The 21,396-nt window shown below is 46.7% G+C and carries 13 protein-coding genes and 3 rRNA genes; 2 read left to right on the top strand and 14 right to left on the bottom strand.

What is annotated here, in order from left to right:
• Positions 1–126: 126 nt before the first annotated feature.
• From cobO to ppsR, 8 genes are all read right to left on the bottom strand, one after another.
• Positions 127–756 (bottom strand): cob(I)yrinic acid a,c-diamide adenosyltransferase, encoded by a 630-nt coding sequence (gene cobO, locus AC0VYG_RS05855; protein WP_475431381.1) that lies wholly within the window; start codon positions 754–756, stop codon positions 127–129.
• 23 nt (positions 757–779) lie between these two features.
• Positions 780–1,394 carry a trimeric intracellular cation channel family protein gene (locus tag AC0VYG_RS05850; RefSeq protein WP_475431380.1) on the bottom strand — a complete coding sequence of 205 codons (615 nt, stop codon included), beginning with the start codon at positions 1,392–1,394 and terminating at the stop codon, positions 780–782.
• 75 nt (positions 1,395–1,469) lie between these two features.
• Positions 1,470–2,060, bottom strand: a complete 591-nt coding sequence (locus tag AC0VYG_RS05845) for a histidine phosphatase family protein (RefSeq protein WP_475431379.1) — start codon at positions 2,058–2,060, stop codon at positions 1,470–1,472.
• Positions 2,057–2,830: an adenosylcobinamide-GDP ribazoletransferase gene (locus AC0VYG_RS05840; RefSeq protein WP_475431378.1), complete on the bottom strand. Its 774-nt coding sequence runs from the start codon at positions 2,828–2,830 to the stop codon at positions 2,057–2,059. Before AC0VYG_RS05840 ends, AC0VYG_RS05845 begins: the two co-directional genes overlap by 4 nt.
• A gap of 46 nt (positions 2,831–2,876) precedes the next feature.
• On the bottom strand, positions 2,877–3,938 hold the full coding sequence (gene cobT, locus AC0VYG_RS05835) for a nicotinate-nucleotide--dimethylbenzimidazole phosphoribosyltransferase (RefSeq protein WP_475431377.1): 1,062 nt from the start codon (positions 3,936–3,938) through the stop codon (positions 2,877–2,879).
• Positions 3,939–3,950: 12 nt separating this feature from the next.
• Entirely contained in the window at positions 3,951–4,718 is a 768-nt protein-coding gene (rlmB, locus tag AC0VYG_RS05830) for a 23S rRNA (guanosine(2251)-2'-O)-methyltransferase RlmB (RefSeq protein WP_067018758.1), read from the bottom strand.
• A 25-nt stretch (positions 4,719–4,743) separates the two neighbouring features.
• Positions 4,744–7,338: a ribonuclease R gene (rnr, locus tag AC0VYG_RS05825; protein WP_475431376.1), complete on the bottom strand. Its 2,595-nt coding sequence runs from the start codon at positions 7,336–7,338 to the stop codon at positions 4,744–4,746.
• Positions 7,339–7,769: 431 nt separating this feature from the next.
• On the bottom strand, positions 7,770–8,576 hold the full coding sequence (gene ppsR / locus AC0VYG_RS05820) for a posphoenolpyruvate synthetase regulatory kinase/phosphorylase PpsR (RefSeq protein ID WP_475431375.1): 807 nt from the start codon (positions 8,574–8,576) through the stop codon (positions 7,770–7,772).
• A gap of 251 nt (positions 8,577–8,827) precedes the next feature.
• Between ppsR and ppsA the strand changes: the two genes are divergently transcribed.
• Positions 8,828–11,224: a phosphoenolpyruvate synthase gene (gene ppsA / locus AC0VYG_RS05815; protein ID WP_475431374.1), complete on the top strand. Its 2,397-nt coding sequence runs from the start codon at positions 8,828–8,830 to the stop codon at positions 11,222–11,224.
• Positions 11,225–11,334: 110 nt separating this feature from the next.
• Here ppsA and AC0VYG_RS05810 read toward each other — a convergent pair whose 3' ends face one another.
• Positions 11,335–12,369, bottom strand: a complete 1,035-nt coding sequence (locus AC0VYG_RS05810; RefSeq protein ID WP_475431373.1) for a succinylglutamate desuccinylase/aspartoacylase family protein — start codon at positions 12,367–12,369, stop codon at positions 11,335–11,337.
• Entirely contained in the window at positions 12,369–13,274 is a 906-nt protein-coding gene (rimK, locus tag AC0VYG_RS05805; RefSeq protein ID WP_067018768.1) for a 30S ribosomal protein S6--L-glutamate ligase, read from the bottom strand. Before rimK ends, AC0VYG_RS05810 begins: the two co-directional genes overlap by 1 nt.
• A 228-nt stretch (positions 13,275–13,502) precedes the next feature.
• Between rimK and AC0VYG_RS05800 the strand changes: the two genes are divergently transcribed.
• Positions 13,503–14,714, top strand: coding sequence for an IS256 family transposase (locus AC0VYG_RS05800; protein WP_475432512.1), 1,212 nt, complete (start codon positions 13,503–13,505; stop codon positions 14,712–14,714).
• A gap of 180 nt (positions 14,715–14,894) precedes the next feature.
• Here AC0VYG_RS05800 and wrbA read toward each other — a convergent pair whose 3' ends face one another.
• The 4 genes from wrbA to AC0VYG_RS05780 form a co-directional block, all read right to left on the bottom strand.
• Positions 14,895–15,491 carry an NAD(P)H:quinone oxidoreductase gene (gene wrbA, locus AC0VYG_RS05795; protein ID WP_475431372.1) on the bottom strand — a complete coding sequence of 199 codons (597 nt, stop codon included), beginning with the start codon at positions 15,489–15,491 and terminating at the stop codon, positions 14,895–14,897.
• A 760-nt stretch (positions 15,492–16,251) separates the two neighbouring features.
• Positions 16,252–16,366, bottom strand: a 5S ribosomal RNA gene (gene rrf / locus AC0VYG_RS05790).
• 154 nt (positions 16,367–16,520) lie between these two features.
• Positions 16,521–19,405 (bottom strand): 23S ribosomal RNA (locus AC0VYG_RS05785).
• Positions 19,406–19,764: 359 nt separating this feature from the next.
• A 16S ribosomal RNA gene (locus tag AC0VYG_RS05780) occupies positions 19,765–21,301 on the bottom strand.
• The 16S, 23S and 5S rRNA genes sit together here, the layout of an rRNA operon.
• Between the last annotated feature and the right edge of the window lie 95 nt (positions 21,302–21,396).

The following is a 21,396-nucleotide window of genomic DNA, read 5'->3' as shown; positions in this document are numbered from 1 at the left end:
TGGCACTGGGCGCCCGAAGCGGTTTAGAAAGAAAAGTAAGAGGCTATGGATGGAAAGGTGATCCATCCAGCAAGGCACTGGACCTTGTTGGACAAACTTAAGACGATAGGTGCGCGCGCAAGAGCGCTACCATTCGATGCCTGATTGCGCTTTTACCCCATTGGCAAATGCATGACGCTCATTAGCAATTTTACTGTGCGTGTCTACACTGTCTAACAAGGATCTTGGTGCAGTACGGCCAGTCATCATCACATTTTGATGCTGAGGTCGGTTTTTCAATGCTTCAATAAGATCGTCATCATTTAAATAACCGTATTTGTACATATAAGTAATTTCATCTAATAGAACAAAATGAATATCTGGATTCGATAACATCTCTTTCGCCAATTGCCAGGCTTGCTCAGCCGCTTCTTTTTCCAATTCAGGGTTGCGAGTTTCCCATGTGAAACCATGACCCATCACATGAAATTCGACGCTTGGATGGTCACCGAAAAAAAGCTGCTCACCTGTGGCTTTGCGGCCTTTAATAAACTGAATCACGGCACAACGCTGTCCGTGTCCCAGAGCTCGCGCCATCGTACCAAACGCACTGGAGCTTTTACCTTTACCATTGCCGGTTAACAAAATCGTGACGCCACGTTCTTGTGTGGCCGCCGCAATGCGCTTATCCACCACTTCCTTCTTTTTTAATAAGCGCGCTTCATTTTTATCCGCTTGTTCCACAACTGGAGTCGATGGTTTCTCTTGCTCTGACATAATTGGTCTCTTTTTGATTCACATTATTTCTTTTTATAAAGCAGCCAACTTGGGTAATACAGCCCTTTGTGAATAGCAAACAACCTCAGTATAAAGATCAAAGAGGCCGCGTAAATCGAGTTATATTCATGATGAGGAATATTTTTCTGCAAGATAACAAACAAAAGTGCCCCCAAAAAAGCAGGCGTGGCGTAAAACTCACGGCCTAATATCAAAGGTGGACGATGGCTCAATACATCACGAATAATGCCACCAGCCACCCCAGTAATCACTCCCATGGTAATCGCAATCACTGGAGAAAAACCAAGGGCGAGCACTCGCTCCGTCGCAATCACCGTAAACAAAGCCAAACCAAAAGAGTCTGCATAATGGAAGACTTGCTGGCGATCTTCAATGATACGAACCGCAAAAAAAGCAAAGGCAGAAGACAGAAAGGCCACCCATAAATAGGAAGGGTCTTTCACCCAATACACCTCATTAACTCTTAAGATCACATCCCGAATCGTTCCTCCGCCAAGGGACGTCACCATGCCAATCAGTGCCACACTGAATAGGTCCATATCGCGTTTCCCGGAGGAAATCACGCCCGTAATGGCAAAGGCCGCGATACCCACCATGCCTAAAATATATAACAACATTAATTTTTTAGTCTCTATAGAATAATTACTGGCCGACAAGCGCAGGCCAATGTTCGTTTCTAACAAATAGTGTGACTAACGAGACACCCAATCACCTGCCCCTAAACGGTTAAGGGTAATAAACTCACCGCGAATAGTCAGTTCCGTCACGCTATTAAAGCCCACATCAATACGGTGACACTGAGCTAATGGCCATTGGCACAATAAACTAACAAGCACCTTAATCACTCCTGAATGTGTCACTGCAACACAAGCGTCCAGCTCTTTGTCCTGAACCGATTGCCACCAACTCGTGACTCGCTTCGCCAAGGATTCCAGAGACTCCCCTTGATAGGGAGCGGATTGAGCCAGGTCTTCCATCCATGAGTCGATCGCTTCTTTAGGTATCGCTTGCCAAAACTGGTTTTCCCATTCCCCAAAATCCAGTTCTTTCAACGCTTCCGCACAAGAAGATGTGCCTCGACTTAACAGCTGGCTCAACTCAGCTGCTCGGCTTAATGGACTATGATAAAAGGCCACCTTCTTATGCGCTAAACGGTCATCAAGATAGGATTGCAATCTTAGGCTTGACTCCTGCCAACCTTCCAATAACGGCACATCGGTCGCGCCATAACACAGCCCCGTTGGTACATCCGGCTTAGGGTGACGAATCAACAGCAGTTTCATACAAACACGCCTAACACGCATAACAGCAGGATGACTTCACCTATCTGCTCCGTCGCCCCCAATGTGTCGCCATTAAAACCGCCAATTTTCTTTTTCAAATAAAAATGTGTGCCAAGGGTAAATAGAGCTAAGATGCAAATTGCTTTCAGCAGGTAGGAAAAATCAAACAACAACAGCAGAATACAAGGTAGAAAAACAATCCCCCATTCCTTCCCTTTTAGCGTTGCAATCATCGTCTGCGCTTTGCTCTGTCCAGTGGACACATAGTCCAGCGAATTCATGATCACTATCGGCATCACCCGAGCCATTGTATGAGCAGCAATCCAAATCAATAAGCTAGACCACGCCCCATCATGCAAAGAGGTAATCGTCGATAAAATTTGTGTTAACAGCAACCATTTCAGCATCATCACAAACCAAATGGCGAGAGCTGCATAGCTACCAATGCGCGAATCCTTCATGATAGAAAGGCGCTGCTCTTGGGTCCAGCCCCCTACCAGTCCATCGCAAGCATCCATCAAGCCGTCTTCATGAAACCCACCGGTCAACAGCACAGCGCTAAGTAACATGAACAAGGCCTGTAATGAAGCACTTAGCCCATCAAACAACAAGGGCCAAGCACTTAATACCGCGATCAACACGCCAACCCATGGCAAAAAGCACACCGCTGGAGTGTGCTCTTTCTCATCCCAATCCACCTTAAAAGGAAGACGTGTGTAGGTAACAATGCTGCGTTTAAGCCCTTCTAAATAAGGAGTGAACTGACCCACTCACTGTCTCCTATAGACAATTTATCTTACTGATATGGTTACTTCGCTAGGATTGGCCACTGACACCGGCACTTTCAAAGCTTGCCATCTGATTCAAAAAGACAGTGGCGCTTTGAATCAAAGGATAAGCAAGAATGGCACCGGAGCCTTCACCCAAACGTAAATCCAACGATAAAATGGGTTCAGCCTTTAGCTGTTCCAGTAACAATCGATGGGCTTTTTCATTGGATTGATGCGCAAACATCGCATAGTGACGCACATTAGGTTCAACTTTTTGAGCGAATAAGAACGCCACAGTACAAATAAAGCCATCCACCACAAACGCAGTTTGTCTATGGGCCGCTTGTAGCATGGCACTTGCCATGGCAATGATTTCAAAGCCACCAAGCTGCTCAGCTAAGGTTTGTGGACTCCACTTTGCCGCAGACATGCCTGTCTCTTCTTCCGCGCGTTGAATGGACGCCTCAATGACTTGCGCCTTATGTGACACGCCGGCATCATCTAGCCCCGTTCCCCGACCAGAACATTGACTCGCCGAAAGACTGGTCATTGCGCTCATCAAACAAGAGGAAACACAGGTATTACCTATGCCCATTTCACCAAACATAAGCAGATTGCAACCAGCATCAATCGCCAAATCGGCTTCATCGACTCCCGCGCTGATCGTTCTTGCTAGCTCTTGAGTCGTCATCGCTGCTTGTTGGCTAAAGTCTTTCGAGCCAAACGCCACTTTGCGCTGACCAAGCAAAGGGTGATCATCAATGCTTGACTTAACGCCCACATCAACCACTCGCAGAGGCACACCATGCTGTTGACAAAACACACTGACCGCAGCCCCACCCATTAAGAAGTTCATTACCATTTGCGGTGTCACTTCTTGTGGAAACAAACTGATCCCCTGATCAACAACGCCATGGTCAGCAGCAAAGACGATCATTTGGGGTTTTGAGACATCCGGTGTCAGGCTATTTTGAATCGCCCCCAATTGAAAAGCGATGCTTTCCAACTCCCCCAACGCTCCAACAGGTTTGGTTTTGGAATCGATTTTATGTTGTAAAGCTGCCTTTAACTCCAACGAAGGCAACGAAATATCAAATTGCTCGAACACCGAACCGTCTCCTTAAGCCAGCGCTTTCACAGCGCGTTGACGAACCACTTCATATAAACAAACCCCCGTTGCCACAGAGACATTCAAGCTTGACACCACACCGGCCATTGGTAGCTTCACCAGATAATCACACTGTTCACGGGTCAGACGTCGCATGCCTTCTCCTTCTGCCCCCATCACGATGGCCGTCGGAATCGTCAAGTCTTGCTCATAAATTGTTTGCGTCGCTTCACCAGCCGTACCAAATATCCACACCCCTTGGTCTTGTAGCTTTTTCATGGTACGAGCAAGGTTGGTAACCGCAAAAACAGGGATGCTTTCTGCGGCCCCACAGGCAACTTTACTGACGGTGGCATTCATCGGGGCAGAGTTGTCTTTTGGCATGACCACCGCATGAGCTCCGGCGGCATCGGCGCTACGCAAGCACGCCCCCAAATTATGAGGATCGGTCACACCGTCTAAAATAATAATCAACGGATTTTCATCTAAGCCAGCAACCAAGCTATGCAGATCCGCCTCATTGCCCGCTTTGGTCAGGGTGGTATAGGCCACGACACCTTGATGAACCACTCGCTCTTTGGTCTTCGTAAACAACTGATCTAACTCACGACGAGCCACCAAGCTGTAACGCACTTTATGGGTTTTACACAGCTGAACGAGACGCTGTGTCTTTTTATCATCACGGCCCTCTTGAAAGCGCACTTCTTTGACCCGTTCAGGCTGTTGTAACAACGCATTTTCAACAGCGTGAATACCATAGATCCATTCTAAATCAGACATTTTTACCTTTTACTCGATCAATCAATTAATCACGCGCACGTGGCTTAGCATTGTTCTTTTTGACTTTCTTCTTGGCTTTCTTAGGTTTTTTCACTGCCGCCGCTGTAGACTTTGCATCAGCCGACGACGACTTTTTCTGCCGGACGCGTTTGCCTTTGGAAGGTGTACGGCGCTTTTTCGATTTTGCCTGTACACCGTCTTTCTCGCCTTTACTTCCTTTACCTTTATTTTCTTTAGAAGAAGCGGCTTTCTCGTCTTTGGGAAGATTTTTTGGCTTACCACGGCCACCTAATTCTATGGGTGGTAACTGGGCAAGCTGCATTTCTAGCTCAGTTAAATCGTTACGCTCTACCTTGTGACGTTGACGTGGTTTGGCTTCGTCTAGGCTTAAATCAATCTTACGTTGCTCAAGATTGACACTGGATACACGCACTTTTAACGTGTCACCAAGACGGAATACCCGCCCAGTCCGTTCACCTATAATCGCCTGATGTTCAATATCATGGACAAAGTAGTCCTGACCGAGCCCAGAAATATGCACCAGCCCATCAACGAACAAACCTTGTAATTCCACAAACAAACCAAACGAGGTAACGGCCGTCACCACCCCCTCAAAGGCATCACCTAAATGCTGCTCAACGTATTGGCATTTTAACCAGGCTTCTACATCACGCGTGGCTTCGTCAGCGCGACGCTCTGTCATCGAGCAGGAGTCACCTAAACCATCCATATCCGCATGATCATAACCATAGATTTTGCGCTCCTTAATCGTTGGGCTACCCGCCACGCGATGCGCTTGACGCACCACAGGGCGACCTTCGCCACGAATCAAGTAACGAATGGCTCGATGGGTCAACAAATCAGGGTAACGACGAATCGGCGAGGTAAAATGGGTATAAGCAGGGTAATTCAGACCAAAGTGGCCCATGTTATCTGCTTGATACACCGCTTGGGACATAGAACGCAGCATCATGGTTTGAATACTGCGAGCATCCGCTCGATCTTTAATCTGTTCTGCTAGATTGGCGTAATCATCTGGTGTCGGCTTCAGGCCACCCGTTAATTCCAAACCGAGCAAACCCAGATAAGTACGCAGGGTTAACAAACGTTCTTCTTTTGGCCCTTCATGAACACGAAACAAGGCAGGCAAATCCGCTTTAATCAATAACTCTGCGGCCGCCACATTGGCACACAACATACATTCTTCGATCAGTTTATGGGCATCATTACGTTCTACCGGAACAATGTGCTCAATCTTAGAGTTTTCATCGAATACCATACGCGTTTCAATGGTATCGAACTCCATCGCGCCCCGCTCATCCCGAGCACCTTTCAATACTTGATATAAGCCGCTTAAATCATCAATGTGCGACACAATAGAAGCATAACGTTCACGCAACTCTAAGCCTTGCTCATCGGGCTCTGATGAAATCATTTTTGCGACCTTGGTATAGGTCAAACGGGCATGGGAGCGAATCAAACCTTCGTAAAACTTGTAACCACGCATCTTACCACGAGACGTCAACGAAATTTCTGCCACCATCGCCAAACGATCTACATCTGGATTCAAAGAACACAGACCGTTCGACAAAATCTCCGGCAGCATAGGAATCACACGACCAGGAAAATACACCGAGTTGCCACGCACAATCGCCTCTTCATCCAAGGCAGTGTCTTTTTTCACATAGTGGGACACATCGGCAATCGCCACCAAGAGCTTCCAACCGCCTGGCGTCTTTTCACAATAGACAGCATCATCAAAATCGCGCGCGTCTTCACCATCAATAGTGACAAACGGTGTATCACGAAGATCCACACGGTGCGCTTTATCTTCTTCGGCCACTTCACTGCTGAAATGCTTAATCTGTTGCTCTACGGCCGCTGGCCACTCGTTAGGAATTTCATAACGATGCATCGCCACTTCAATTTCAACCCCTGGTGCCATAAAGTCACCGAGAATCTTCTTCACGATGCCTTGTGCTGGTTTGCCACGTTCTGCATAACTGACAATTTCCGCCAACACATATTGTCCATGAGTAGGGGTTAAACCAGAGTCTTTGGTAATGAGAATATCTTGAGAAATACGTGGGTTTTCTGGTGTAACAAAAGCCGTACGCCTCTCCTCGCCATTTTTTTCTAAATAATAGCGACCAACCAGTTGACTGTGCTTACGTTCTAATATCTCAACCACAACGCCATCCAAACGGCCTTTTACACTTCGGCCAGACAGACGCACTTTCACCTTATCGCCATCCATCACATTTTGCATCTGACGGGCCGATAAGAAGATATCATCATCACTTGGGCGCAATAAGAAGCCATGGCCCTCTTTATTACCTTGCACATAACCTTCAATCAGGTCACTTTCTAAAATGGGGGTGTATTCGTCTTGTTGATTACTAACTAGTTGGCTATCGCGGCACATGGCGATCAATCGACGGCGAAGGGCTTCAATTTCGTCCTCCCCTGTCAAACCGAAGGCTTTACACAGGTCAAAATGACCAAGGCTTTTGTTCTGGGTCGCCAGAAACTCTAGAATATACTCGCGGCTCGGTACCGGATTATCGTATTTAGAGGCTTCGCGCTGCTGGTGTGGGTCGTTAATTTTTTTATCACTCAATGTATTTTTATCCTTGATTTGTCCAATAAGATGCAGCCTTTTGAAAATATGGGTATTGGCACCTTATAATCTGCAGCGCCCTGTTCCTCTATAGTCTTATGCCGTCTAGTGTTTCTTCTAGTTAGCCGCTTAACAAGTCGCTGACCTGTCTAGGGAGGCTGTCATTATAGAGCATTCTCCGCCAATACTCTTTAGCTTAGCGCACTTGTTCACATAAACTGCACAAGCCAACTCGAAATAGCCAACCCTACGTTCTCGTTCTATGTGTAATAGAACAACAAAACGCCCTCATTCGCTAATCTTGAGGGTCTTTATACCGATTGATTGTGATGCTTTTAAGCTAGCGTCGCACTTTTTTGCGTCAAATCCGGTTAAATAACCCACAAAAAACAAGAACCCATCGAATTAACTGATAGGTTTTACGGTCAAATTCACTGCCTATGGCGTACTAAATGCATTTCGGCCATTACTTTGGCGGAAATTTCTTCCACCGATAACCGCGTAGAATTCAAGAAAGGAATCCGCTCTTGTCGATATAAAGACTCCACTTCCTCTAATTCATAACGGCACTGACGTGGCGAAGCATACTTACTAGACGCCATACGTCCTGTACGAATTTCGTGCAATCTATCGGGATCAATAGTTAAACCAAATAATTTTTTCTTATGAGGACGAAGCACTTTTGGCAAGCCTGGCGCGGAAAAATCATCTTCTGTAATCGGATAATTCGCCGCCTTAATACTGTACTGCATGGCAAGGTACAAGCTGGTTGGTGTTTTCCCTGATCGAGACACCCCCAATAAAATAATATCCGCTTGATCGAAATTTTTGATCGATGCGCCATCATCATTCGCTAAGGCATAGTTAATCGCCTCAATGCGAGCATCATAAGCCCCCGCTTTCATGCCATGGGCCTTTTGAGCGGTCGGCTGCGCTTTCACACCCAAGGCTTTTTCAATGGGTAACAGGAGATCACCAAACACATTATAGCAGTGGGCATCACAAGACTGAATAATCTCACGAATTAAGATGTCAGAAATCGTATAAAACACCAATGGCCCATTGCCATTCGCCACTTCTAGATTAATTTGTCTTTTTAATCCATTAGCTTGGTCATTGGTATTTACAAAAGGCACGCTTTGCATCTCGATTGGGATATCAAAAAAGGACAACATCGCAGAACCAAACACTTCAGCCGTAATTGCCGTTCCATCGGAAACAAAATACACTTTCATCATTTTTTTCTCTTTTTTGTTGTTATGCAACTACATTGAATTTTTAAATTGAAATAAAACAACATCGAATAATCGATTTTATTCCTCAGTACTCCTCTACATACAATGATCTCATTCGCTGCACTTTGACAAGAGCAGGCTAGAAAAATATTCCAGCAGCCTTGTCTTGATATCTAAGCGATGTCGAACAGCACGATGATAATGAAAGACACAATAAAAAGAGCTTTTACGTTTAACAATTTCTGGAGTGCCTTGTGAGCAAATTTATTAAGTGGTTTAAAGATCTTCGTTTAGAAGATGTCGGTGAAGTAGGCGGTAAAAACGCTTCTTTAGGTGAAATGATTTCCAACCTGACTGACCTTGGTATTCAAGTACCAAATGGGTTTGCAACCACTGCTTATGCTTATCAAAGTTTTCTAGAAGAAAGTGGCTTGGATGCAAAAATCCATGAAACCCTAGACAGCTTAGACGTCGATAATGTTCACGCTCTTGCGGAAGCGGGTGTGCAAATTCGAAGCTGGATTGAAAATGCGTCTTTCTCGGCTGAGTTTGATCAAGAAATCAAAGACGCCTTTGCTGTACTTTGCGATGACAACCCTAGCGATACGTCTTTCGCCGTTCGCTCTTCCGCAACCGCTGAAGATCTACCAGATGCGTCTTTCGCAGGACAGCAAGAAACCTACTTAAACGTCAAAGGTTTGGCAGATATTAAAGCCTCCATTAAACGCGTCTTTGCTTCACTGTTTAATGATCGCGCGATCTCATACCGTGTTCATCAAGGCTTTGAACACAAAGGGGTGGCACTGTCTGCAGGCATTCAAAAGATGGTTCGCAGTGACATTGGCGCCTCTGGTGTACTGTTCACATTAGACACCGAGTCAGGCTTTAACGAAGTGGTCTTCATTACTGCGGCTTACGGTCTCGGTGAAATGGTCGTACAAGGCACCGTCAACCCAGATGAGTACTACGTCCATAAAAGTACGCTGGCAGCTAACCGTCCCGCTGTTGTACGTAAATCGCTTGGCTCCAAAGCGCAAAAAATGCAATACGCAGAAGCTGGCAGCGAAGAATTTGTTGAAATCGTTCCTGTTGAATTAAATGACCAAAACCGATTTGCACTGAGCAATGAAGAAATTGAAGATTTGGCTCGCCAAGCCTGCATCATTGAACAACATTACCAACGCCCGATGGACATAGAATGGGCAAAAGATGGGGTAGATGGAAAACTTTACATTGTTCAAGCCCGCCCAGAAACCGTCCGTAGTCAAAGCAATGCACAAAGCATGGAACGCTATTCTTTGAAAGAAACCTCATCCGTGCTCATCACAGGCCGCGCGATTGGTCATAAGGTTGGCACAGGCGAAGTCAAAGTCTTGTCGTCTATTACCGAGATGGATCGTATTCAACCGGGTGACATTCTCGTGACTGACATCACAGATCCCGATTGGGAGCCCATTATGAAACGCGCTTCGGCCATCGTCACCAATCGTGGTGGACGTACCTGTCATGCTGCGATTATTGCTCGAGAACTAGGCATTCCCGCTGTCGTCGGTTGTGGTGACGCAACAGACGTTTTACAAGATGGACAATTCGTCACCGTGTCTTGTGCTCAAGGAGATATGGGCTTTGTCTATCAAGGGCAATTGAAGTTCGATGTAATCACCTCCGAAGTAGGCAACATGCCTGACTTACCCGTGAAAATCATGATGAACGTAGGCAACCCAAACCGTGCATTTGACTTTGCCATGCTACCTAATGCTGGCATCGGCTTAGCTCGTCTTGAATTCATTATTAACCGTATGATTGGCATTCACCCGAAAGCGCTATTGAACTACGATCAAATGGATGCTTCCCTGAAAGAAGAGATCAATCATCGTATTGCTGGTTACTCAGGCCCAGTGGCATTCTATGTTGATAAACTGGTAGAAGGGATTGCCACGTTGGCCTGCTCCTTTGCCGATAAACCCGTCATTGTTCGTTTATCTGACTTTAAGTCAAACGAGTACCACAACCTTGTTGGTGGTCCATTGTTCGAACCAGACGAAGAGAACCCTATGCTGGGCTTCCGTGGAGCGGCTCGCTATATCGACGATTCGTTCCGTGATTGCTTTGCATTGGAGTGTGAAGCCATTCGCCGAGTACGTAACGAAATGGGCTTAACAAACATCCAGATAATGATCCCATTTGTGCGCACACTCGAAGAAGCCCAACAAGTCACCGAACTATTGTCAGAACAAGGCTTGGCACGTGGCGACAATGGTCTAAAAGTCATCATGATGTGTGAGCTTCCATCCAATGCCCTGCTTGCCGATGAGTTCTTAGAATACTTTGACGGCTTCTCTATTGGTTCAAACGACCTAACCCAATTAACCCTTGGATTAGACCGAGACTCCGGTCTCATCGCGGATAAGTTCGACGAACGTAATCCTGCGGTGAAAAAATTATTGAAGATGGCAATTGCCGCCTGTCGCGGAAAAGGAAAATACGTAGGGATTTGTGGCCAAGGGCCTTCAGATCATGCGGATTTTGCAGACTGGCTGGTCGCACAAGGTATCGAGAGCATGTCTCTCAACCCAGATACTGTCATCGAAACCTGGCTGCACCTTAATGATGTGTTAGAAAACTCGTCATTAAGTCAGAATGTCGTTTAACGACGGCGCGTTACATTTTTTGTAACGTCACTTTCTAGTTTGATAGCCCTGCTTTGCAGGGCTTTTTTTGCTTGCTAACAAATGGATTCGCCCAATACTCTTAAATATGGTTAACCTTGAGGAAAGACCTGATCGCTCTCCATCAATTCATCTTGCATGCTTTCCACATATTCCGCGACCTCATCTGGTGAGGAAAAATGGGCAATGTGATACATGGCATCCCCTTCTTGAACCAGTGGAATATTTTGTTTACCAATGATGATGCCACTCTTCTTACATACCACCTCATCCAAAATTTCCCCATAAGGGTCTTTAATTTGAGCCAATAGCTCGTTTTTTTCGACAAGATCACCCAACGCTTTTAGATGCGTTGTAAAACCACTGTCGGTTGCTCGAACCCAACTACTGCTTCGGGCCATTTTAGGTTCAGGCAATGACTTTTTACGACGCGATTTCGACAACATACCAAGGTGTCTCATCACTCCAACAATCCCGTTTACCCCTGCTCGGATCGACAACTCATCAAAACGTAAAGCCTCGCCCGCTTCATATAAAATGACTTTTGCTCCAACATCATTCGCACAGGCCCGGAGAGAACCGTCACGTAAATTTGAGTTTAAAATCACAGGGACACCAAAGGCCTTCGCCATCTCCAAAATATCTTGGTCATCCAAGTTGCCACGTATCTGTGGTAAATTAGAGCGATGCAAACTTCCAGTGTGCAAATCAATTCCGTAATCCGCTTTTGACACCACTTCCGTTAAGAACCGATCCGCTACCCGTCCAGCCAAAGAGCCTCGTTTAGAACCTGGAAAGCTGCGATTTAAATCCCTTCTATCAGGTAAATAGCGACTTTGACTAAGCACCCCATAACCATTAACCACCGGTACCGCAATCAAGGTACCGTGGATTTTATCCATATACTTGCTATTGATCAGGCGGCTAATGATCTCAATACCATTCAGTTCATCTCCATGAATCGCAGCACTGATAAAAAGCGTGGGACCAGGGCGCTTACCACGTCGAATATAAATCGGCATGGACATATTTGTATCGGTATACAGTTTAATAATGGGCAATTCAATTTTAATGGTTTCGCCAAGTAAAATATCAATTCCATCTATCGATAAAATATCATTACTCATCAACCTTTACCCTTCGTCTTCGTTGTTCCTGTAACCGATGCTTTTTCCAAGTATTGGATAATCATTTTAGCCACATCTTTTTTGGTTGCAGACTCAATACCTTCAAGACCAGGAGATGAGTTAACTTCCATAATCAGCGGGCCATTATTAGAGCGTAATATGTCGACACCACACATATTCAATCCCATCACTTTCGCCGCATCAATAGCTGTTTTACGCTCCTCCGGCGACAACTTCACAAGAGTCGCCGTTCCACCACGATGTAAATTGGAACGAAACTCTCCCTCTGCCCCCTGTCTCTTCATCGCTGCCACCACTTTGCCGCCGACAACTAAACAACGAATATCCGCCCCGCCAGCTTCTTTGATGTATTCCTGCACCAAAATATTAGCTTTTAATCCCATAAAGGCTTCGATTATAGATTCAGCGGTTTTATTCGACTCCGCCAACACCACACCAATTCCTTGAGTACCTTCTAACAACTTAATCACCACGGGTGCCCCGCCAACATTTTTTAGCAAGTCACCGATTTTATCTGGATGGTGTGCAAAACCTGTTTTGGGTAGACCAAGGCCTTTACGTGACATTAACTGCAAAGAGCGTAACTTATCTCGGGAGCGACTAATCGCCACAGATTCATTAATACTGTAAGTGCCCATCATCTCAAACTGACGCACCACTGCCGTACCATAAAAAGTAACAGAAGCACCGATCCTTGGAATAACGGCATCATACTTAGGTAAAGGCCGACCATCGTAACGTACAGACGGACTGCTACTGGTAATATCCATATAACAGTGCATCGTGTCTATCACATCCACCTCATGACCCAACTCTCGACCAGCTTCCACTAAACGCCGAGTAGAATAAAGATTAGGATTGCGCGATAAAATAGCGATTTTCATAGGTATTCCTTGGACAAAAATAAAGCCGCTCTAGACAAAAACAACGGGGAAAACATGCTGCTAACATGAACGCGAGAATAGAGAATAACCTCACACGAGGGAAGCGATATTTGACCTAAGACACAAAATATTCATCGCCGACCTAGGTAAAAAGAGAGACTGTAACTAATTTTGTGTAACTGCCTACCACAACATATTCTATTAAGAATTAAGGATAGGTAGATGCAAATGAACAAAAAAGAACTTGAAGCGTTCGCAAAAGAAGCCGCCAAGGGAATTAAAACGCCTGAGGATCTCAACGAATTTAGCCAAATGCTGAAGAAGATTACCGTTGAAGCGGCATTGAATGCAGAAATGGATGACCATCTGGGTTACGAGAGACATCAAAAGTCCACCTCAACCAATAGTCGTAATGGCAAGAATAGCAAGCGTATTAAGACGGAAGATGGTGAGTTTGAACTGGATACGCCTCGTGACCGAGAAGGCTCTTTTGAACCCAAGCTGGTCAAAAAACACCAATCCCGATTCACTTCTATGGACGATAAAATCCTGTGGCTCTATGCGCAAGGCATGAGTACCCGAGACATCGTCAATGCCTTCGATGAATGGTATGGTGCCGAGATATCTCCAACACTGGTATCACGCGTTACCAATGCGGTCATTGAGCAAGTGACTGAATGGCAAGCACGCCCTTTGGATGCCATCTACCCCATTGTGTATCTTGATTGTATTGTGTTGAAAATCCGCCAAGATAAACGCGTCATCAATAAATCGATCTTCTTGGCACTCGGTATCAACACTGAAGGTCATAAAGAACTCATGGGCATGTGGATTGCGGAGAACGAAGGTGCGAAGTTCTGGCTCAACGTCCTCACTGAGCTTCAGCAGCGCGGCGTAGAAGATATTCTCATCGCTTGTGTTGATGGTCTAAAAGGCTTCCCAGAAGCCATCAATGCTGTTTTCCCACAAACTAACATCCAACTGTGCATCGTACACATGGTACGCAACTCATTGAAATATGTATCATGGAAAGACTATAAAGCAGTGACGGCGGATTTAAAGCAAGTTTACCGCTCCGCAACGGAAGAAGAAGCCTTGCTAGAGTTAGATCGTTTCGGCGACATCTGGGACGATCAATACCCGCAAATTACCAAATCATGGCGCAATCACTGGCATCACCTCAATACGTTGTTTAATTACCCTGACGATATCCGAAAAGCGATCTACACAACGAATGCGATTGAGTCCCTGAACAGTGTTATCCGTAGAGCCATTAAAAAACGTAAAGTCTTCCCAAGCGATGATTCTGCGAGGAAAATGGTATACCTTGCCATTAAAGAAGCCAGTAAGAAATGGACGATGCCAATTCAGAACTGGCGCCAAGCAATGAGTCGATTTATTATTGAGTTCGAGGAGCGTCTCGAAAAGCACCTTAACTAAATGGCAGTTACACAGAATCTGTTACAGGGTCTAAAAAGAAGAGCCAACAAAACCCTCTTCTCTGTCTTTAATACTCACCTTAATCAAAAACAAGAAAAACCGTGCATTTATGGGTAAGCAAATAAAAAGGTAGGCTGCAAAAGCCTACCTTTTTATCAAAAATCTACTCTAAACTGCCGGTTATACGCTCAGCTTCGCGGCTATCTCTGCAACATGCTTACCTTGGAAGCGGGCCATCGCCACTTCTTTTTGAGATGGTTGGCAGCTACCGTCAGCACCTGCAATCGTTCCAGCTCCCAGTGGAGACCCACCTTTTACTTCGCTCACATCGGCCAGCTCTGGGCAAGAATAAGGCAAACCAACGACAACAAAACCATGGTGAAATAACGTTGTATGGAAAGACTGAACCGTCGTCTCATTGCCACCGCCAGTACCAGTAGACGTGAATACACTACCAACCTTACCAACTAACTTACCTTTGGCCCATAAACCACCTGTCATATCCAGAAAATTTCTCATCTGAGCAGCCATATTCCCAAAGCGAGTAGGCGAGCCAAAAATTACAGCATCATACTCCTCCAAGTCTTCAGGCTTGGCGATAGGAGCCGCCTGATCAAGCTTGATCCCCGCGTTTTTCGCCACATCCTCTGGCATCAACTCGGGTACCCGCTTAATGTCAACCTGAGCGCCTGTGCTTCGCGCTCCTTCAGCTACTTCATTCGCCATCGTTTCTATATGACCATAACTTGAATAATATAGTACTAATACTTTTGCCATCTTAGCCTCCTTTCTTTGTTATTCACCCAATAATCCTAGTACTTAAATCTGAGAATAAAAGGCATGCTGGTAACACTACAAAATTCTTCAAACTTTTTTGGATAATCTTGCAACCATGCTTAGAGGTTATTGGTCTTATTGCATATTTCAAATATATGTTAATTTACCGACAGACCTAGCCATCGGCTGTAATTTATAACAATAAATGGCGAACAGCCATACCCTTGGGACCGGCTTCAGCCCCAGGATGTGATGAGCCGACATCGAGGTGCCAAACACCGCCGTCGATGTGGTGAGAGGTTTTGCGTTTAATTCACGCAGATGCATTGAGCCTACAAAACAGTGAGAGAACCTGAAAGAGTACGCTGTCGATGAGTAAACGGCGGATGGGATCCCTTGATCTAACGCTCTATCTTTGAAAAGATCTATTCAGATCAATCATCACCTTGCTATTAGATTTGCGCAGATGCGTTGAGCCTGCGACAGGCGCAAGCGAATACAATGGCAAGGTGATCATCTAAAAAGGCTGCAAAGCAATGGATTACCGCCTTCGCGGTAATGACGATAACTGGGAGCGGCGTGAGACGATTCCCTAACGAATCTGCGTCTAATTTTTAGGGAGGTTGACACCCCTTTTTGGGACGGTACCACGGTATGGCTTGTCTGTCATAGAGAGCCCCACACGACCATCGGCGATGGTGATTTCCCGTAACGAAAAAACCCCACCCTGCTTAGCAGGATGGGGTTTCTCTTAATTAAATCTTGATAACGACCTACTCTCACATGGGATCTCCCACACTACCATCGGCGATGGCACTTTTCACTTCTGAGTTCGGGATGGGATCAGGTGGTTCAATGCCTCTATGATCATCAAGAAAACTGGCTTGCGTTTGTTATGGTGGCTTTGTGTTTTCCTGTCCATAACGCGCAAATTCGTTTACTTGTCTCTTTTAACAATTCATTTTGAAATAGCGATAACCAAGGTCAAACCAGTGTCTATCGTACTATGTAAAACCACTTTGGTGTTATATGGTCAAGCCTCACGAGCAATTAGTATTGGTTAGCTCAATGCCTCACAGCACTTACACACCCAACCTATCAACGTCCTCGTCTCGAACGGCTCTTTAGGGAACTTATGTTCCAGTGAGATCTTATCTTAAGGGAGGCTTCCCGCTTAGATGCTTTCAGCGGTTATCCCGTCCGAACATAGCTACCCGGCAATGCCACTGGCGTGACAACCGGAACACCAGAGGTTCGTCCACTCCGGTCCTCTCGTACTAGGAGCAGCTCCTCTCAAATCTCAAACGTCCACGGCAGATAGGGACCGAACTGTCTCACGACGTTCTAAACCCAGCTCGCGTACCACTTTAAATGGCGAACAGCCATACCCTTGGGACCGGCTTCAGCCCCAGGATGTGATGAGCCGACATCGAGGTGCCAAACACCGCCGTCGATGTGAACTCTTGGGCGGTATCAGCCTGTTATCCCCGGAGTACCTTTTATCCGTTGAGCGATGGCCCTTCCATTCAGAACCACCGGATCACTAAGACCTACTTTCGTACCTGCTCGACGTGTCTGTCTCGCAGTTAAGCGTGCTTTTGCCTTTACACTCTATGCATGATTTCCGACCATGCTGAGCACACCTTCGTGCTCCTCCGTTACTCTTTGGGAGGAGACCGCCCCAGTCAAACTACCCACCACACAGTGTCCTCGATCCGGATTACGGACCTGAGTTAGAACCTCAAACATACCAGGGTGGTATTTCAAGATTGGCTCCAATAGAACTGGCGTCCTATCTTCAAAGCCTCCCACCTATCCTACACAAGTAGGTTCAAAGTTCACTGTGAAGCTATAGTAAAGGTTCACGGGGTCTTTCCGTCTAGCCGCGGATACACAGCATCTTCACTGCGATTTCAATTTCACTGAGTCTCGGGTGGAGACAGTGCCGCCATCATTACGCCATTCGTGCAGGTCGGAACTTACCCGACAAGGAATTTCGCTACCTTAGGACCGTTATAGTTACGGCCGCCGTTTACTTGGGCTTCGATCAAGAGCTTCGCTTACGCTAACCCCATCAATTAACCTTCAAGCACCGGGCAGGCGTCACACCCTATACATCCACTTTCGTGTTTGCAGAGTGCTGTGTTTTTAATAAACAGTTGCAGCGGCCTGGTATCTTCGACCGACTAGTGCTTACGGAGCAAGTCCTTCACACCGGCCGGCGTACCTTCTCCCGAAGTTACGGTACCATTTTGCCTAGTTCCTTCACCCGAGTTCTCTCAAGCGCCTTGGTATTCTCTACCTGACCACCTGTGTCGGTTTGGGGTACGGTTCATGTATATCTGAAGCTTAGAAGTTTTTCCTGGAAGCATGGCATCAACCACTTCACCCAAAAGAGGGCTCGTCATCAATTCTCGGTCTTAAGAGGAACCGGATTTGCCTAATTCCTCAACCTACTACCTTAAACACGGACAACCATCGCCGTGCTGGCCTAGCCTTCTCCGTCTCTCCATCGCAATATACATAAGTACAGGAATATTAACCTGTTTCCCATCGACTACGCATTTCTGCCTCGCCTTAGGGGCCGACTCACCCTGCCCTGATTAACATGGGACAGGAAACCTTGGTCTTCCGGCGGGGAAGTTTTTCACTCCCCTTATCGTTACTCATGTCAACATTCGCACTTCTGATACCTCCAGCCTGCCTTACAGCTTGACCTTCAACGGCTTACAGAACGCTCCTCTACCGCTCATCCTAAGATGAACCCGTAGCTTCGGTGTACAGTTTGAGCCCCGTTATATCTTCCGCGCAGGCCGACTCGACTAGTGAGCTATTACGCTTTCTTTAAAGGATGGCTGCTTCTAAGCCAACCTCCTAGCTGTCTAAGCCTTCCCACATCGTTTCCCACTTAACTGTAACTTTGGGACCTTAGCTGACGGTCTGGGTTGTTTCCCTTTTCACGACGGACGTTAGCACCCGCCGTGTGTCTCCCGCGCTAACACTCACTGGTATTCGGAGTTTGCATGGGGTTGGTAAGTCGGGATGACCCCCTAGCCCAAACAGTGCTCTACCCCCAGTGGCAATACGCGAGGCGCTACCTAAATAGCTTTCGAGGAGAACCAGCTATCTCCGAGCTTGATTAGCCTTTCACTCCTATCCACAAGTCATCCCCGGACTTTTCAACGTACGTGGGTTCGGTCCTCCAGTTAGTGTTACCCAACCTTCAACCTGCTCATGGATAGATCGCCCGGTTTCGGGTCTATTCCCAGCAACTAAACGCCCTATTAAGACTCGGTTTCCCTACGCCTACCCTATGCGGTTAAGCTTGCTACTGAAAATAAGTCGTTGACCCATTATACAAAAGGTACGCAGTCACGGAACAAGTCCGCTCCCACTGCTTGTACGTACACGGTTTCAGGATCTATTTCACTCCCCTCACAGGGGTTCTTTTCGCCTTTCCCTCACGGTACTGGTTCACTATCGGTCAGTCAGGAGTATTTAGCCTTGGAGGATGGTCCCCCCATCTTCAGACAGAATAACACGTGTTCCGTCCTACTCGTTTTCATGCCTAAGGCGTTTTCGTATACGGGGCTATCACCCTTTACAGCGATCCTTTCCAGAATCTTCTACTAACACCAAAGCCACTTAAGGGCTAATCCCCTTTCGCTCGCCGCTACTCAGGGAATCTCAATTGATTTCTTTTCCTAAGGGTACTTAGATGTTTCAGTTCCCCTCGTTCGCCTCGTATGACTATGTATTCATCATACGATACCCGCAAGCGGGTGGGTTTCCCCATTCGGACATCTCGGGATCAAAGCTTGTTTATCAACTCCCCCGAGCTTTTCGCAGATTACCACGTCCTTCATCGCCTCTGACTGCCAAGGCATCCACCGTGCACGCTTGGTCACTTGACCATATAACCCAAAATAGTTTTTAGAGTGAAGTTACCTTCGCTCTCTACTTAAGTCACATACCAAAGAGCTTTTGTCCCTCTCTGGATTTACGATATTAGATCGTCACCCTCTCATCAGAAGGAAATAAGATGAGAAAAGTGCAATCCACCGGTTTGACGCTTGATTATCGTCTATTTCAAAATTCGAATTGTTAAAGAGCAAGTTTAGTGCAAAGCACTAAGTCAGAAACTAAAATGCATCTCATCATTCACCAAAAAAGTAAATGTGCTGCTTTAGCGTCTTGCTTAGGACTTTATCCTAATGCTTTTAAGATAGGGATCAGATAATTTGTGTGAACGCTCACCAAGCCTTCTATCGTTTAAGGAGGTGATCCAGCCCCAGGTTCCCCTAGGGCTACCTTGTTACGACTTCACCCCAGTCATTGACCACTCCGTGGTAAACGTCCCCCCTAAGGTTAGACTATCTACTTCTGGAGCAATCAACTCCCATGGTGTGACGGGCGGTGTGTACAAGGCCCGGGAACGTATTCACCGTGACATTCTGATTCACGATTACTAGCGATTCCGACTTCATGGAGTCGAGTTGCAGACTCCAATCCGGACTACGACGTACTTTTTGGGATTCGCTTACTCTCGCAAGTTCGCTGCCCTCTGTATACGCCATTGTAGCACGTGTGTAGCCCTACTCGTAAGGGCCATGATGACTTGACGTCGTCCCCACCTTCCTCCGGTTTGTCACCGGCAGTCTCCTTAAAGTTCTCGGCATTACCCGCTAGCAAGTAAGGATAAGGGTTGCGCTCGTTACGGGACTTAACCCAACATTTCACAACACGAGCTGACGACAGCCATGCAGCACCTGTCTCACAGTTCCCGAAGGCACAAACACATCTCTGCGTTCTTCTGTGGATGTCAAGAGTAGGTAAGGTTCTTCGCGTTGCTTCGAATTAAACCACATGCTCCACCGCTTGTGCGGGCCCCCGTCAATTCATTTGAGTTTTAACCTTGCGGCCGTACTCCCCAGGCGGTCTACTTATCGCGTTAACTGCGCCACTAAGTCATTACAACCCAACGGCTAGTAGACATCGTTTACGGCGTGGACTACCAGGGTATCTAATCCTGTTTGCTCCCCACGCTTTCGCACCTCAGTGTCAGTATCAGTCCAGGATGTCGCCTTCGCCACTGATGTTCCTTCCTATATCTACGCATTTCACCGCTACACAGGAAATTCCACATCCCTCTACCGTACTCTAGCCTGCCAGTATCCGGTGCCATTCCAAGGTTGAGCCCTGGGGTTTCACATCAGACTTAACAAACCACCTACGCGCGCTTTACGCCCAGTAATTCCGATTAACGCTCGCACCCTCTGTATTACCGCGGCTGCTGGCACAGAGTTAGCCGGTGCTTCTTCTGGAGCTAACGTCAAAATACTTGGCTATTAACCAAGCACCCTTCCTCACTCCTGAAAGTGCTTTACAACCCTAAGGCCTTCTTCACACACGCGGCATGGCTGGATCAGGGTTCCCCCCATTGTCCAATATTCCCCACTGCTGCCTCCCGTAGGAGTCTGGGCCGTGTCTCAGTCCCAGTGTGGCTGGTCATCCTCTCAGACCAGCTAGAGATCGTCGCCTTGGTAGGCCTTTACCCCACCAACTAGCTAATCTCACGCAGGCTCATCTAATAGCGGAAGGTCCGAAGATCCCCTCCTTTCCCCCTAAAGGATTATGCGGTATTAGCATGCGTTTCCACATGTTGTCCCCCTCTACTAGGCAGATTCCTACGCGTTACTCACCCGTCCGCCGCTCGTCAGCAGGAGCAAGCTCCCCTGTTACCGCTCGACTTGCATGTGTTAAGCCTGCCGCCAGCGTTCAATCTGAGCCATGATCAAACTCTTCAGTTTAATACCTTGCTCACTCAAATTCTTACACTAACAATAACTTAATCGATCCGTCATCAAAAATGACAAATCAACATAAAGCGAATTGACGTGTTTGA

Source organism: Marinomonas sp. 63XJN7_7_ISO-PGPR-S23-202 (assembly GCF_056173505.1).
Note: the sequence above shows the minus strand (reverse complement) of the source record. Positions and strands in the feature narration are given on the sequence as shown.

Coding starts and splice junctions, on each gene's coding strand:
- cobO (WP_475431381.1), bottom strand. CDS start 756: ATGTCAGAGCAAGAGAAACCATCGACTCCAGTTGTGGAACAAGCGGAT.
- rimK (WP_067018768.1), bottom strand. CDS start 13,274: ATGAAAATCGCTATTTTATCGCGCAATCCTAATCTTTATTCTACTCGG.
- AC0VYG_RS05850 (WP_475431380.1), bottom strand. CDS start 1,394: ATGTTGTTATATATTTTAGGCATGGTGGGTATCGCGGCCTTTGCCATT.
- AC0VYG_RS05810 (WP_475431373.1), bottom strand. CDS start 12,369: ATGAGTAATGATATTTTATCGATAGATGGAATTGATATTTTACTTGGC.
- rlmB (WP_067018758.1), bottom strand. CDS start 4,718: ATGTCTGATTTAGAATGGATCTATGGTATTCACGCTGTTGAAAATGCG.
- AC0VYG_RS05800 (WP_475432512.1), top strand. CDS start 13,503: ATGAACAAAAAAGAACTTGAAGCGTTCGCAAAAGAAGCCGCCAAGGGA.
- ppsR (WP_475431375.1), bottom strand. CDS start 8,576: ATGATGAAAGTGTATTTTGTTTCCGATGGAACGGCAATTACGGCTGAA.
- wrbA (WP_475431372.1), bottom strand. CDS start 15,491: ATGGCAAAAGTATTAGTACTATATTATTCAAGTTATGGTCATATAGAA.
- AC0VYG_RS05845 (WP_475431379.1), bottom strand. CDS start 2,060: ATGAAACTGCTGTTGATTCGTCACCCTAAGCCGGATGTACCAACGGGG.